The organism is Streptomyces sp. MAI_2237, assembly GCF_054189285.1.
This window is the reverse complement of the sequence record NZ_JAJPGQ010000003.1, coordinates 3,384,309-3,398,640: the sequence shown is the minus strand read 5'-3', so window position 1 is coordinate 3,398,640 and position 14,332 is coordinate 3,384,309. Positions and strand designations below refer to the sequence as shown.

The 14,332-nt window shown below is 70.2% G+C and carries 11 protein-coding genes; 7 read left to right on the top strand and 4 right to left on the bottom strand.

Annotated elements, in window-relative coordinates; all coding sequences use genetic code 11:
• The 5 genes from frc (at nucleotide 1) to LN251_RS25930 (ending at nucleotide 7,781) form a co-directional block, all read left to right on the top strand.
• Entirely contained in the window at nucleotides 1-1,233 is a 1,233-nt protein-coding gene (frc, locus tag LN251_RS25950; RefSeq protein ID WP_458246503.1) for a formyl-CoA transferase, read from the top strand.
• 4 nt (nucleotides 1,234-1,237) lie between these two features.
• Nucleotides 1,238-3,370 (top strand): acetate--CoA ligase family protein, encoded by a 2,133-nt coding sequence (locus tag LN251_RS25945; protein ID WP_458246502.1) that lies wholly within the window; start codon nucleotides 1,238-1,240, stop codon nucleotides 3,368-3,370.
• Between the two features lie 243 nt (nucleotides 3,371-3,613).
• Nucleotides 3,614-5,002, top strand: a complete 1,389-nt coding sequence (locus LN251_RS25940; RefSeq protein ID WP_458246501.1) for an OFA family MFS transporter — start codon at nucleotides 3,614-3,616, stop codon at nucleotides 5,000-5,002.
• A gap of 2 nt (nucleotides 5,003-5,004) precedes the next feature.
• Nucleotides 5,005-6,396 (top strand): OFA family MFS transporter, encoded by a 1,392-nt coding sequence (locus LN251_RS25935; RefSeq protein WP_458246500.1) that lies wholly within the window; start codon nucleotides 5,005-5,007, stop codon nucleotides 6,394-6,396.
• A 209-nt stretch (nucleotides 6,397-6,605) separates the two neighbouring features.
• Entirely contained in the window at nucleotides 6,606-7,781 is a 1,176-nt protein-coding gene (locus LN251_RS25930) for a low temperature requirement protein A (RefSeq protein WP_458246499.1), read from the top strand.
• Between the two features lie 37 nt (nucleotides 7,782-7,818).
• Here LN251_RS25930 and LN251_RS25925 read toward each other — a convergent pair whose 3' ends face one another.
• From LN251_RS25925 to LN251_RS25910, 4 genes are all read right to left on the bottom strand, one after another.
• Nucleotides 7,819-8,493 carry a GntR family transcriptional regulator gene (locus tag LN251_RS25925; protein ID WP_362988037.1) on the bottom strand — a complete coding sequence of 225 codons (675 nt, stop codon included), beginning with the start codon at nucleotides 8,491-8,493 and terminating at the stop codon, nucleotides 7,819-7,821.
• 139 nt (nucleotides 8,494-8,632) lie between these two features.
• Nucleotides 8,633-9,571: a beta-ketoacyl-ACP synthase III gene (locus LN251_RS25920; protein WP_458246498.1), complete on the bottom strand. Its 939-nt coding sequence runs from the start codon at nucleotides 9,569-9,571 to the stop codon at nucleotides 8,633-8,635.
• A 174-nt stretch (nucleotides 9,572-9,745) separates the two neighbouring features.
• A complete protein-coding gene (locus LN251_RS25915; RefSeq protein WP_275297591.1) occupies nucleotides 9,746-9,880 on the bottom strand; it encodes an MFS transporter small subunit in 135 nt (44 codons plus the stop codon).
• The gene (locus tag LN251_RS25910) at nucleotides 9,849-11,183 is read right to left on the bottom strand and encodes an OFA family MFS transporter (RefSeq protein WP_458246497.1); all 1,335 of its coding nucleotides are present in this window, start codon (nucleotides 11,181-11,183) and stop codon (nucleotides 9,849-9,851) included. Before LN251_RS25910 ends, LN251_RS25915 begins: the two co-directional genes overlap by 32 nt.
• A gap of 239 nt (nucleotides 11,184-11,422) precedes the next feature.
• Here LN251_RS25910 and LN251_RS25905 point away from each other — a divergent pair, with 239 nt between their 5' ends.
• Entirely contained in the window at nucleotides 11,423-12,394 is a 972-nt protein-coding gene (locus LN251_RS25905) for a 2-dehydropantoate 2-reductase (protein WP_458246496.1), read from the top strand.
• Nucleotides 12,395-12,404: 10 nt separating this feature from the next.
• Nucleotides 12,405-14,330: a molybdopterin oxidoreductase family protein gene (locus LN251_RS25900; RefSeq protein WP_458246495.1), complete on the top strand. Its 1,926-nt coding sequence runs from the start codon at nucleotides 12,405-12,407 to the stop codon at nucleotides 14,328-14,330.
• Nucleotides 14,331-14,332: the final 2 nt, after the last annotated feature.

Sequence of the window (14,332 nt, the reverse complement as noted above, 5' to 3'; positions counted from 1 at the left end):
GTGACCCGCACAGCACTTGAGGGCATCCGCGTCCTCGACATGACACACGTCCAGTCCGGGCCCTCCGCCACCCAGCTGCTGGCCTGGCTCGGCGCGGACGTCGTCAAGCTGGAAGCTCCGACCGGCGACATCACGCGCAAGCAGCTGCGCGACCTGCCGGACGTCGACTCCCTCTACTTCACGATGCTCAACTGCAACAAGCGCAGCATCACCCTCAACACCAAGACCGAGCGCGGCAAGGAGATCCTCACCGAGCTGATCCGCCGCTCGGACGTCATGGTCGAGAACTTCGGCCCGGGCGCGGTCGACCGTATGGGCTTCACCTGGGATCGCATCCAGGAGATCAACCCGCGGATCGTCTACGCCTCCATCAAGGGGTTCGGGGACGGCCCGTACACCAACTTCAAGGCGTACGAGGTCGTCGCGCAGGCCATGGGCGGATCGATGGCGACCACCGGTTTCGAGGACGGGCCGCCGCTGGCGACGGGCGCCCAGATCGGGGACTCGGGCACGGGCGTCCACGCCGTGGCGGGCATCCTCGCCGCGCTGTTCCAGCGCGAGCGCACCGGGTGCGGCCAGCGGGTGAACGTGGCCATGCAGCACGCGGTGCTGAACCTGTGCCGGGTGAAGCTGCGCGACCAGCAGCGCCTGGCCCACGGCCCGCTCGCCGAGTACCCGAACGACGACTTCGGCACCGAGGTCCCCCGGTCAGGCAACGCCTCCGGTGGCGGCCAGCCGGGCTGGGCGGTCAAGTGCGCGCCGGGCGGCCCGAACGACTACGTGTACGTCATCGTGCAGCCCGTCGGCTGGCAGCCGATCAGCGAGCTCATCGGCCGGCCCGAACTGGCGGAGGACCCCGAGTGGGCCACTCCCGAGGCCCGGCTGCCCAAGCTCAACAAGATGTTCCAGCTGATCGAGGAGTGGTCCTCGACGCTGCCCAAGTGGGAGGTGCTGGAGCGGCTCAACGCGCACAACATCCCGTGCGGGCCGATCCTGTCGACGAAGGAGATCATCGAGGACGAGTCGCTGGTCGCCAACGAGATGGTCGTCACCGTCCAGCACCCCCAGCGCGGCGCGTTCACGACCGTCGGCAGCCCGCTGAAGCTGTCCGACTCCCCCGTCGAGGTGAGCAGTTCCCCGCTGCTCGGCGAGCACAACGAAGAGGTCTACGTCGGCGAGCTCGGCCTCGGCGACGAGGAGCTGCGCCTGCTCAAGTCGAACGGGGTGATCTGACGTGATGGCGGAAGACCGGGAGCTCAGGGTGCGCTCGCTCCTCGACGCCGTGCGGGCCGAAGGGCGGACCGCGCTGACCGCGCCCGAGGGCAAGGTGATCGCCGACGCGTACGGGATCGCCGTACCGGGCGAGGAGCTGGCGCGGGACGTCGACGAGGCCGTCGCCTGCGCGGCACGCTTCGGCGGGCCCGTGGTGATGAAGATCGTCTCGCCGGACATCCTGCACAAGACCGACGCCGGCGGAGTCGTCGTCGGGGTCGAGGGCGCCACGGACGTGCGGGCCACGTTCTGCGGGATCGTCGAGAACGCGCGGGCGTACGACGCGAACGCCCGCATCGACGGCGTACAGGTCCAGGAGTTGCTGCCGCAGGGGCAGGAGGTCATCGTCGGCGCGGTGACGGACCCGACGTTCGGCAAAGTCGTCGCCTTCGGGCTCGGCGGCGTGCTCGTCGAGGTGCTGAAGGACGTGACGTTCCGGCTGGCGCCGGTGAGCGCGGACGAGGCGCTGTCGATGCTGGACTCGATCCGCTCGGCGGAGATCCTGCACGGGGTGCGCGGCGCCCCGGCCGTGGACCGGTGGGCGATCGCCGAGCAGATCCGGCGGGTGTCCCAACTCGTGGCGGACTTTCCGGAGATCGCCGAGGTGGACCTCAATCCGGTGATCGCCACGCCGGAGGGCGCGGTCGCCGCCGACATCCGGGTGATCCTCGCCGAGAGGCAGCCGCCGCCGCGCAGGAGGTACACGCGCGACGAAATCCTCACCTCCATGCGCCGGTTGATGCAGCCCGCGTCGGTCGCCGTGATCGGCGCCTCCAACGAGCAGGGGAAGATCGGCAATTCGGTGATGCGCAACCTCGTCGACGGGGGTTTCGCCGGGGAGATCCACCCGGTGAACCCCAAGGCCGATGACATTCTGGGCCGCAAGGCGTACAAGAGTGTCACCGACGTTCCCGGTGAGGTGGATGTGGCGGTCTTCGCGATCCCCGCCAAGTTCGTGGCCTCGGCGCTTCAGGAGGTGGGACGCAAGGGGATCCCGAACGCCGTGCTGATCCCCTCCGGGTTCGCGGAGACCGGCGAGCACGAACTCCAGGCGGAGATCGTGGGGATCGCCGAGCGGTACGGCGTCCGCCTCCTCGGTCCGAACATCTACGGCTACTACTCGACGTGGCAGGACCTGTGCGCCACGTTCTGCACGCCGTACGACGTCAAGGGCGGGGTGGCGCTGACCTCGCAGTCCGGCGGGATCGGGATGGCGATCCTGGGCTTCGCCCGCACCACGAAGACAGGCGTGTCGGCGATCGTCGGCCTCGGCAACAAGTCGGACCTCGACGAGGACGACCTGCTGACCTGGTTCGGCGAGGACCCGCACACCGAGTGCATCGCGATGCACCTCGAGGACCTCAAGGACGGCCGCGCCTTCGTCGAGGCCGCACGGGCGACCGTGCCGAAGAAGCCGGTAGTGGTGCTGAAGGCGGGACGGACGGCGGCCGGTGCCAAGGCGGCCGGGTCGCACACCGGGGCGCTCGCCGGCGACGACGCCGTGTACGACGACATCCTGAAGCAGGCCGGGGTGATCAGGGCCCCCGGACTGAACGACATGCTGGAGTACGCGCGCGGGCTGCCGGTGCTGCCCACCCCGCGGGGCGACAACGTCGTGATCATCACCGGGGCCGGCGGCAGCGGCGTCCTGCTGTCGGACGCGGTGACCGACAACGGCCTGTCCCTGATGGAGATCCCGCCCGACCTCGACGAGGCCTTCCGGAAGTTCATCCCGCCGTTCGGAGCCGCGGGCAACCCGGTCGACATCACCGGTGGCGAGCCGCCGTCGACGTACGAGGCGACGATCCGGCTGGGTCTGGAGGACCCGCGCATCCACGCGCTCGTCCTCGGCTACTGGCACACCATCGTCACTCCCCCGATGGTCTTCGCGGAGCTCACCGCGCGCGTCGTGGCCGAGTTCCGCGAGCGCGGCATCGAGAAGCCCGTCGTGGCCTCCCTCGCGGGCGACGTCGAGGTCGAGGAGGCCTGCCAGTACCTGTACGAGCGCGGGGTGGTGGCGTACCCGTACACGACCGAGAAGCCGGTGGCCATACTCGGGGCGAAATACCGCTGGGCGCGCGCCGCGGGGTTGTTGTGATGCCGGCGGGGACTGCCGTGCCGACGGCGTGCGAGCGGGGTCGGCCGGGGGTCGGGGGGTTGTCCCCCGGGCGTGACACAGCTCGCTGGGCGCGCCGCGGGGTTGTTGGGGGGCGGTTCATGACGTGAGCCATGCGCGGGGGCGGCCGGCAGTGCGGCCGGCCGGCCCCGGGACCCGTGCGCACACGAAAGGCATTGGACAGGGGGCGCTGGCCAGAGCTTTCGACGCAAGGGGCACTGAACGATGACAACGACCGACTGTTCGACCTCCGTCCCGTACCGGGAGGTGAGGGATCGCAACGGCCGCGTGTACCGGATCGGCGAGTCAGACGTCGACGTCATGGGCCGGACACGCAAGTGGATGGTCATCCTGCCCTGGGTGGGCATGATGGGCATCAGCTCCGCCGAGTACGCGTTCACCTCGGCGGAGGACACGCTCCACGAGGCGCATCTGTGGAGCAGCGGACACATCTTCTGGCTGATGGGCGTCTGGGTGTTCTTCCAGGCGGCCGTGGCCTTCCCCGCCGGGCAGCTGCGCGAGAGCGGCAGGCTTCCGGCTCGTACGGCCATGCTGCTGGGCGCCGTCGGCACGATGCTGGGCTATCTGTCGCTGGCGTACGCGCCGCACGTCGCCGTCGCCTACCTCGGCTTCGGCATGTTCAGCGGCATCGGCGCCGGTCTCGTCTACGCGACCTGCGTGAACATGGTCGGCAAGTGGTATCCGGAGCGCAAGGGCGGCAAGACCGGCTTCGTCAACGGCGGTTTCGCCTACGGGGCCGTGCCCTTCGTGTTCCTGTTCACCTCGTACATGGACCTCGGCAACTACCGGACGGTGCTCGCCACGGTGGGGATCGGGCTGTGTCTGCTGGTGGCCTCGGCGGGCTGGTTCTTCAAGGACCCGCCGAAGAACTGGTGGCCGGCGCACGTCGACCCGCTCCGGCTGACCGACGACCCGAAGATCCGCCGGGCGCTGGAGAAGAACCCGCCGGCGGTCAGGCAGTACACCCCGAGGGAGGCCGCCCGTACGCCCGTCCTGTGGATGATGTGGTTCTGTCTGCTGTGCACGGCCGGCATCAACATCTTCGGCATCGCCTTCCAGGTGCCGTTCGGCAAGGACATGGGGTTCGCGGGCGGGGTCGTGGCCACGGCGATGTCCCTGAAGGCCGTCGTCAACGGCACCGGCCGGGGCGTCATCGGCTGGATCTCCGACCGCCGAGGGCGCCGCAACACCCTGATCATCGTCTGCGTCGTGCTGGGCACCGCCCAGTTCGGCGTGCTGGTCTCCGGCCAGATGGGCAGCATGCCGTTCTTCCTGTTCTGCTCCATGGTCTCCGGATTCGGCGGCGGGGCGATCTTCCCGCTGTTCGCGGCCATGACCGCCGACTACTTCGGCGAGAACAACAACGCCACCAACTACGGCATGGTCTACAGCTCGAAGCTGATCTCCGGGCTCGTCGGCTCCGGCCTGGGCGCGGTCGTGGTCGGCGCGTGGGACTACCACGGCGCGTTCGTGCTGGCGGGTTCCATCGGGCTGGCCTCCGCGGTCCTGGCGCTCTTCCTGAAGTCCCCGGGCAGGCCGAACGCCCGGCGCATCGTTCCCAACCCGCACCCGCTCGGCGAGGAGATGGCATAAGCATGACAGCAGATCCGCTCTCGGCCGATCCGGCAGCCGCACACCGTCCCTACCGTGAGGTCACCGACACCCGCGGCCGCGTCTACCGCATCGGTGAGACCGACCACGACATCCTCGGCCACTCCCGCAAGCTCATGGTGTACCTCCCGTGGATCGCCATGATGGCCATCAGCGTCTTCGAGTACGCGTACGGCTCCGCGGAGGACACCCTGTCCCACGCACACGGCTGGACGCAGTCCAACACCTTCTGGATCCTCAGCGTCTGGGTGTTCTTCCAGGCCGGCATCGCCTTCCCCGCGGGCTGGCTGCGCGAGAAGGGCATCCTCACCGCGCGCCGGGCCATGTACATCGGCTCCGGCATGTGCCTGGTCGGCTTCCTCGCCCTGTCCCACCTGAGCGACGTGCTGCTGGCGATCGTCGGTTTCGGCGTCGTCGGCGGTCTGGGCGCCGGCCTGGTCTACGCGACCTGCATCAACATGGTCGGCAAGTGGTTCCCCGAGCGCCGCGGCGCCCGTACGGGCTTCGTCAACGGCGGCTTCGCCTACGGGTCCCTGCCGTTCATCTTCATCTTCAACTACGCCTTCGACACCGGCAATTACCACCGCGTGCTGGACCTGATCGGCTGCTACGTCATGATCGTGGTATTCGGGTGCGCGTTCTTCTTCAAGGACCCGCCGAAGAACTGGTGGCCCGCGGACATCGACCCGCTGACCTTCTCCGGCAACCGGAAGAACGCGGCGAGCCTCGCCAAGAACCCGCCCGCCACACGGCAGTACACGCCCAAGGAGGCCATCAGGACCGGCATGCTGCCGCTGATGTGGATCTCCATCGTGATGACGGCCGGTGTGTCGATCTTCGGGATCTCCTTCCAGGTCGACTACGCCAAGCAGGTCGGCTTCGGCCCGCTGGTGGCGGCCTCCTCGATGGGCGTCATGGCGGTCATCAACGGCATCGGACGCGGCGTCGTGGGCTGGCTGTCCGACAAGTGGGGCCGCAAGCCGACCCTGGTCTTCGTCATCGTCGTCCTGGGTCTCGCCCAGTTCGGGGTGATCCTCGCGGGCGAGATGAAGAGCGAGTGGCTCTTCCTGTTCTTCGCCTTCCTCTCCGGATTCGGCGGCGGCGCCTTCTACCCGATGTTCGCCGCTCTGACCCCGGACTACTTCGGGGAGAACTACAACGCCACCAACTACGGCCTCGTCTACAGCGGCAAGCTGATCAGCGGCCTGTTCGGCGGCGGCCTCGGCTCCATGGTGGTGGCGGCCTGGGGCTACAACGGGGCCTACGCCCTGGCCGGGGGCGTCTCCATGATCGCGGCGGCGATCGCCCTGCTGCTGCGGCAGCCGGGACGCAGCGGCGCCGACGCGCTGACCGCGCAGCCCCAGCCAGCGGGCTGACGGCCCGCGCGCGTGGGGAGGCCCTCCCCGGGATGCGGGGAGGGCCTCCCCACGCGGCCGAGGTCGGTCGGGAACCGCGAAGGCGCAGGACGCCGTCGGGCCGAGGTCCGCCCTCCCGGGAACGGAGAAAAGTCGCGCGCCGCGGGCAGCGGGACCGCCTACGATCTGGTCGGCATCGCCGCAGGGGGCCACGGACGCAGGGGGACGGCATGGGCAGCGCAGTGGAGGAACCGGGCCGCAGGGTCACGACGTTGGAGCTCTTCTTCGATCTGGTCTTCGTCTTCACCCTCACCCAGCTCACCGTGCTGCTCGCCGCTGATCTGACCTTCGCCACCGCGGGACGCGTGGCGCTGATCTTCGTGGTGCTGTTCTGGATGTACGGCGCCTACGCCTACCTCACCAACCAGGTGCCGCCGGACCGGCCCTCCCGCCGGCTGCTGCTGATGCTGGGCATGGGGGCGTTCCTGGTCTGCGCGCTGGCGATCCCGCGGGTCTTCGACGACACCGGTGTGGTCTTCGGGCTGGGCTTCCTGGCGGTCGTGGTCGTGCACACCGCCCTCTACACCCGCAGCCACGGCCGGGACTCCATCTGGTACGGCGTCCCGAACGGGCTCGCCGCGCTGTCCGTGACCGCGGCCGGCCTCGTCGACGGCCTGGCGGCGGACGGTCTGTGGGTCCTCGCGCTCCTGCTGCAGTTCGTGACGCCGTTCCTGGCCGAGCACGGGCCCGGGCGGGCCGACGGGCGGTCGGCCGACGTCATGCGGGCGCAGCTGGGCCGGCTGGACCCCGCGCGCTTCGTGGAGCGGCACGGGCTGCTGCTGATCGTCGCGTTCGGCGAGTCCGTCATCGCGATCGGCACCGGGATCGGCGATCTGCCGCTCACCCCGGGGCTGTTCGGCGGGGCGTTCCTCTCACTGGCGCTGGCGGTCGCGCTGTGGTGGACGTACTTCGTGCGGGACGAGGAGCTCGCCGAGGCCGCGTTCCGGGCCACGCCGGCACCGAGTCGCTGGCGGCTGGCGATGAACGCGTACTACCACGCCTTCCTGCCGATGCTGCTCGGCATCGCCTACCTGGCCACGGGTGTGAAGAAGACCCTCGGCCATCTCACCGAGCACCTGCACACCGGTCCGGCGCTGGCGCTCGCGGGCGGGGTGGCGCTCTTCCTCGCGGGGGACGTGGCGTTCCGGGCGGTGCTGCGGCTGTACCCGGTCCGCTTCCGGGCGGCCGCGGCCCCGGCCGCCCTGTCCGCCGCGCTCATCGGCGTCCACGCCTCGGCGGTCGCCGAACTGCTGGCCCTGGTGGCGGTGTTGGTGGTCATGCTGGCGGTCGAGGCACGCACGGCCCGGCGCACGACCGTGGCTCCCGTGGTCACGCCGGTGCCGTGACCACCCCCGCAGCACGCGAACGGGCCGCCGGTCAAGGTCACTTGGCGCGCTGGTGGTACGAGCGGCGGGTGTGCTCCGTGTGCTCCCGCATCAGGTGCGTCGCCCGGTCCTCGTCGCGGTCCGAGATGGCCGCGATCAGTGCGCGGTGCTCGATCCAGGACTGCTGTCCGCGCTGGCGGGCGATCGGTGTGTAGTACCAGCGCACGCGGCGGTCGACCTGGGCGGCGAGTTCGGCGAGGACGGCGTTGCCCGCCAGCTCCATGATCTTCGTGTGGAAGCGGGCGTTCATGGCGACGGCGCCGTCCACGTCGTCCGCGGCCACGGCCTTCTCGCCCTCGGCGCACAGCTCTTCGAGCACCTTGATGCCGGCGCTGCCCGCGTTGGCGGCGGCCAGCCGGGCGGCCTCGGCCTCCAGCAGGGTTCGGACGGTGAGGAGCTGGTCGGCCTCCTCCTCGGTCGGCTCGTGCACGAACGCGCCCTGGGCGGGCCGCAGATCGACCCAGCCCTCGGTGTTCAGCCGCTGCAGCGCCTCCCGTACGGGCTGGCGCGACACGCCCAGGTGGCCCGCCAGTTCGCTCTCCACGAGGTGCTGGCCGGGCTGCAGGGCGCGGGTGGTGATGAGTTCGAGCAGTGCCTCGTAGACGCGGTCGCGCAGCGGGCCGGGGCGTTCGAGCTTGGGCACCGCACCCTGCGGCAGTCCTGTCGACAACATCGGTCGGTCCCCCTCCTGTGCAGCACGGGGCAACTGCAGCCGGACATCCAGTATGGATTGTCTTTCGTCTACAGTCTACGGCGCACAAGAGCCAGGGGGCTGACGCGTCGGTTGCGTCACACCGCCCGGAATCCGCAGGTCACGGGCAGTGCACGACCTGGCCGGCGTACGACAGGTTTCCGCCGAATCCGAACAGCAGCACCGGATCGCCGGTCGCGACGGCGCCCTGTTCGACGAGCTTGGAGAAGGCCAGCGGGATGCTCGCCGCGGAGGTGTTGCCGGAGTCGACGACGTCCCGCGCGACGACGGCGTTGACGGCGCCGATCTTCTCCGCGAGGGGCTCGATGATCCGCAGGTTGGCCTGGTGCAGCACCACGGCGGCGAGGTCGGCGGGCTCCAGCCCGGCGCGCTCGCAGGCCTTGCGGGCGATGGGCGGCAGCTGGGTGGTGGCCCAGCGGTAGACGCTCTGCCCCTCCTGGGCGAACCGCGCGGGCGTGCCCTCGATGCGCACGGCGTGTCCCATCTCGGGCACCGATCCCCACAGCACGGGCCCGATCCCGGCGGCGTCGGACGCCTCGACGACGGCGGCCCCCGCCCCGTCCCCCACGAGCACGCAGGTGGTGCGGTCGGTCCAGTCGGTGATGTCGGTCATCTTGTCGGCGCCGATCACCAGGGCCCGCGTGGACGCGCCGGCGCGCACGGCGTGGTCGGCGGTGGCGAGGGCGTGGGTGAAGCCGGCGCACACGACGTTGACGTCCATCGCGGCGGGCGAGGGGATGCCGAGGCGGGCGGCGACCCGGGCGGCCATGTTGGGCGAGCGGTCGACGGCGGTGGACGTGGCGACCAGGACCAGGTCGATGTCGGCGGGTGCGAGTCCGGCGCCGGCGAGGGCCTTGGCGGCGGCGTGCGCGGCGAGTTCGTCGACGGGTTCGTCGGGGCCGGCGATGTGCCGGGTGCGGATGCCGACGCGGGAGGTGATCCACTCGTCGCTGGTGTCGACCATGCCCGCCAGGTCCTCGTTGGTGAGCACCCTGGCGGGCTGGTAATGGCCGATGGCGGCGATGCGCGAGCCGTTCATGCGGTGGTCCCCCTCGGGCCGTGGGTTGCGGGATCCACCAGTCTGATCAGTGACTCACGGGTACGGCGGCACGTAAGGCGACAGGAAACGGGCGCCCGGGTTGTCGGATTCTGTCATCCTCCCGAAAGGAGAAAAGGGACACCCGAACACTTCTTCAGGAGTTACCCCTTCCCGTCACCCGGTGAAGAGCTTCGTCGCCTTCTGCACCAGCTCGTACAGGCCGTAGGCGAGCGGCGCCCCGACCCACAGCCAGGCGAAGGCGATGAGCGGTCGCCGGTCAGGCGGACTCTGGCTGCTGTCGTTCGGCATCGAGGGCCTCCTCCCGCGTGGCGGGGACGTGGTGGCGGGCGTGGACGGGCCGGACGAACTCGTTGGCGACGAAGCCGATGACGAGCAGCCCGATCATGATCATGAAGGAGAGGCTGTAGAGGCTCGCGCCACTCTTGCCGTCCTCCTTCTGGTGGTCGGCGATCCAGTTCACGATCAGCGGCCCGAGCACGCCGGCCGTGGACCAGGCGGTGAGCAGCCGGCCGTGGATCGCGCCGACCTGGTAGGTGCCGAAGAGGTCCTTCAGGTAGGCCGGGACGGTCGCGAACCCGCCGCCGTAGAAGGAGAGGATCACCATCGCGCACAGGACGAACAGCGGCTTGGACGAGTCGCCGAACAGGGCGATGAGCGCGTACATCAGCGCGCCGACGCCCAGATAGACGCGGTAGATGTTCTTGCGGCCGATCAGGTCGGAGGTGGACGACCAGCCGATGCGGCCCGCCATGTTGGCAGCCGACAGCAGGGCGACGAAGCCCGCCGCGGCCGACACCGAGACAGGCGTCGAGGTGTTCGCGAAGAAGTCCGTGATCATGGGGGCGGCCTTCTCCAGGATGCCGATGCCCGCGGTCACGTTCATACAGAGCACGACCCACAGGCACCAGAACTGCGGGGTGCGCAGGGCGCTGCCCGCGGAGACCTGCGGGCCCTGGAGGGTGCTCGGGGCGCCCTGGACCGGCCGGTCGGCGCGCGGGACCCGCACCAGCAGGACGCCGAGCGACATGAAGACGGCGTACGTCAGCCCGTGCACGAGGAACGCCATCGCGATCCCCGAGCTGTCGGAGCCGAAGGACTGGAGCATCTGCGTCGACCAGGGCGAGGCGATCAGCGCGCCGCCGCCGAAGCCCATGATGGCGATGCCGGTGGCCATGCCGGGCCGGTCGGGGAACCACTTGATCAGGGTGGAGACGGGTGAGATGTAACCGATGCCCAGGCCGATGCCGCCGACGAAGCCGTAGCCGAGGACGATCAGCCAGTACTGCTCGGTGGCCGCCCCGAGGGCGGAGATCAGGAAGCCGGAGGAGAAGCAGACCAGGGCCACCGTCATCGCCCAGCGCGGCCCGTTGCGTTCGACCAGCGTGCCGCCGAACGCGGCGGACAGGCCGAGCATCACGATGGCGAGCTGGAAGGGCAGCGCGCTCTCGGTGCCGCTCAGGCCCAGCGCGGACTCCAGGGGTGGCTTGAACACGCTCCAGGCGTAGGCCTGGCCGATGGAGAGATGGACGGAGAGGGCGGCGGGGGGAACCAGCCAGCGGCTCCAGCCGGCCGGTGCGACGGGGGGACTCATGATCCCGAACGGTAGGCACCGGCAGGGTAGTTGAAAAGGCGACGCGTCGACCGTATGCGATGAGCGGTATGCGACGCGCGCCGAACGGTCGGACGCGACCGGCACGGGGAAGCGGCGGGCTCGGGTGCTGCGCGACGTCTTGTCGCCCCTCTCTCCATACTGTAGACAATATTCAGTCGACGAAGTCGACAGTGCGCTCCTCTCCCCGGTATCCCTCGACCGAACGGAGCTCCCTCGTCATGAAAGTCGCAGTCCTGGGCGCCGGTGCGATCGGCGCCTACGTCGGAGCCGCCCTGCACCGCGCGGGCGCCGACGTCCATCTCATCGCCCGTGGACCGCACTTGGCGGCCATGAGGCAGCACGGAGTCCGGGTCCTCTCGCCGCGCGGCGACTTCACCGCGCACGCCCACGCCACCGACGACCCGACGCAAGTCGGCCCGGTCGACTACGTCTTCCTGGGCCTCAAGGCCAACTCGTACGCGGCGTGCGGGCCGCTCATCGAGCCCCTGCTGCACGACACCACGGCGGTGGTGGCCGCGCAGAACGGCATCCCCTGGTGGTACTTCCACCGCCACGGCGGCCCCTACGACGGCCACCGCGTCGAGAGCGTGGACCCCGAGGGCGCGGTCAGTGCGGTGCTCGCGCCCGAACGGGCCGTCGGATGCGTCGTCTACGCAGCGACCGAACTGGAAGGACCAGGCGTCGTACGGCACTTGGAAGGCACCCGGTTCTCCGTCGGCGAGCCCGACCGGAGCGTGTCCGGGCGCTGCGCGGACTTCAGCGCGGCCATGGTCGCGGGCGGCCTGAAGTGCCCGGTGGAGCCGGACCTGCGCAACGACATCTGGCTCAAGCTGCTCGGCAACATCTCGTTCAACCCGATCAGCGCCCTGGCCCGCGCCACCATGCGGCAGATGTGCCTGCACGGCGGCACCCGCAAGGTCATCGAGACCATGATGGCCGAGACGCTCGCGGTCGCCGAGGCCCTCGGCTGCGAGGTCGGCGTCTCCATCGAACGCCGGCTGGCCGGGGCCGAGCGCGTCGGCGACCACCGCACCTCCACGCTCCAGGACCTGGAGCGCGGCAAGCCGCTCGAACTCGACGTACTCCTCGCGGCCGTCGTCGAGTTGGCGGAGATCACCGGCGTCGACGTGCCCACCCTGCGCACCGTGCACGCCATCTCGGACCTGCTCGCCCTGAGGACCGCCGCATGAGGAGTGCCGCATGAGCAAACGCGACCGGACCCCGAAGACCTACACCCGGCTCACCCACCCCCTGGTCCGCGACAACCGCGACGAGCCCTTCCGGCAGGCGAGTTGGCAGGAGGCCCTGGACCGGGCGGCCCGCGGCCTGGAGCTGGGCCGCGGCGCGTTCGGCATGTTCTCCTGCGCCCGGGCCACCAACGAGATGAACTACGTGGCGCAGAAGTTCGCGCGGGTCGTCATGGGCACCAACAACGTCGACTCCTGCAACCGGACCTGCCACGCCCCCAGCGTCGCCGGCCTGTCCGCCGCCTTCGGCTCGGGCGGCGGGACGTCGAGTTACGAGGAGATCGAGCACACCGACGTCATCGTGATGTGGGGCTCCAACGCCCGCTTCGCCCACCCGATCTTCTTCCAGCACGTGCTGAAGGGCATCAGGAACGGCGCCCGGATGTACGCCGTCGACCCGCGCCGCACCTCCACCGCCGAGTGGGCGGAGAGCTGGCTCGGCCTCAACGTCGGCACCGACATCCCGATGGCCCACGCGATCGGCCGCGAGATCATCCACGCGGGCCTGGCCAACGAGGCGTTCATCGCACGGGCCACGACCGGCTACGAGGAGTACCGGGCGCTCGTCGAACCGTGGACGCTGTCCCTGGCGGAGAAGGTGACGGGCGTACCGGCGCGCGCCATACGGGAGTTGGCGCACGCCTACGCCCGCGCCGAACGCGCCCAGCTGTGCTGGACATTGGGCATCACCGAGCACCACAACGGCACCGACAACGTCCGCGCGCTCATCAACCTCTCCCTGCTGACCGGCCAGGTCGGGCGCTACGGCGCCGGACTGCAGCCGCTGCGCGGGCAGAACAACGTGCAGGGGGGCGGCGACATGGGCGCCATCCCCAACCGCCTGCCCGGCTTCCAGGACATCCTCGACCCGGCCACCCGGCTGAAGTTCGAGTCGGCCTGGGACACGGTCATCCAGCCCCACTACGGACTGAACCTGACGGAGATGTTCGAGGCGATGGAGGACGGCACCCTCAAGGCCGTCTACTGCATCGGCGAGAACCCGGCCCAGTCGGAGGCCGACAGCGAACAGGCCGTACGGCGCCTGCGGCGGCTCGACTTCCTCGTCGTGCAGGACATCTTCCTCACGAAGACCGCCGAACTGGCGGACGTGGTGCTGCCCGCGACCGCCGGCTGGGCGGAGACCGACGGCACGACCACCAACAGCGAGCGGCGGGTCCAGCGCGTGCGCCGCGCGGTCACCCCGCCCGGCGAGGCCCGCGAGGACATCGACATCATCTGCGAACTCGCCGCACGCCTCGGCCACGACTGGAAGTACGCCGACGCCGAGACCGTGTGGAACGAACTGCGCTCGGTCTCCCCGGACCACTACGGCATGACGTACGAACGCCTGGCGGAGCACCAGGGCATCCAGTGGCCCTGCCCCAGCACCCAGGCACTCGAACCGACCTACCTGCACGGCCGGTTGTGGGACAAGGACCCGGCCAGGCGCGGCGCGCCCGCCCCCTTCGGGATCGTGCGGCACGACCCGCCCGTCGACCTCACCGACGAGCGGTACCCGATCCGGCTGACCACCGGACGGCGCCTGGACTCCTACAACACCGGTGTGCAGAGCGGCGGTTTCGCCTCCCCGCTCCGGCGCGGCGAGTACGTCGAGCTGTCCCCGGAGGACGCCGAGCACTACGGCGTCGTCGTCGGCGAGAAGGTGCAGGTCTCCTCGCGGCGCGGCGCGGTCGTGGCCCCCGTCTGGGTCGACCCGGCGCTGCGCCCCGGCCTCGCCTTCATGACCATGCACTTCCCCGACGACGTGGACACCAACCGGCTGACGATCGAGGCCAACTGCCCGATCGCGGGGACGGCGGAGTTCAAGGCGTCGGCGATCCGGATCGACAAGCTCCCCGTCGCGACCATCGTGAGGTGACC

Bases quoted from the DNA above. Each gene is read 5' to 3' on its own strand.
- LN251_RS25915 (WP_275297591.1), bottom strand. From the start codon at position 9,880: ATGCCGAACGACAGCAGCCAGAGTCCGCCTGACCGGCGACCGCTCATC.
- LN251_RS25920 (WP_458246498.1), bottom strand. From the start codon at position 9,571: ATGAACGGCTCGCGCATCGCCGCCATCGGCCATTACCAGCCCGCCAGG.
- LN251_RS25910 (WP_458246497.1), bottom strand. From the start codon at position 11,183: ATGAGTCCCCCCGTCGCACCGGCCGGCTGGAGCCGCTGGCTGGTTCCC.
- LN251_RS25935 (WP_458246500.1), top strand. From the start codon at position 5,005: ATGACAGCAGATCCGCTCTCGGCCGATCCGGCAGCCGCACACCGTCCC.
- LN251_RS25900 (WP_458246495.1), top strand. From the start codon at position 12,405: ATGAGCAAACGCGACCGGACCCCGAAGACCTACACCCGGCTCACCCAC.
- LN251_RS25925 (WP_362988037.1), bottom strand. From the start codon at position 8,493: ATGTTGTCGACAGGACTGCCGCAGGGTGCGGTGCCCAAGCTCGAACGC.
- LN251_RS25945 (WP_458246502.1), top strand. From the start codon at position 1,238: ATGGCGGAAGACCGGGAGCTCAGGGTGCGCTCGCTCCTCGACGCCGTG.
- LN251_RS25940 (WP_458246501.1), top strand. From the start codon at position 3,614: ATGACAACGACCGACTGTTCGACCTCCGTCCCGTACCGGGAGGTGAGG.
- LN251_RS25905 (WP_458246496.1), top strand. From the start codon at position 11,423: ATGAAAGTCGCAGTCCTGGGCGCCGGTGCGATCGGCGCCTACGTCGGA.
- LN251_RS25930 (WP_458246499.1), top strand. From the start codon at position 6,606: ATGGGCAGCGCAGTGGAGGAACCGGGCCGCAGGGTCACGACGTTGGAG.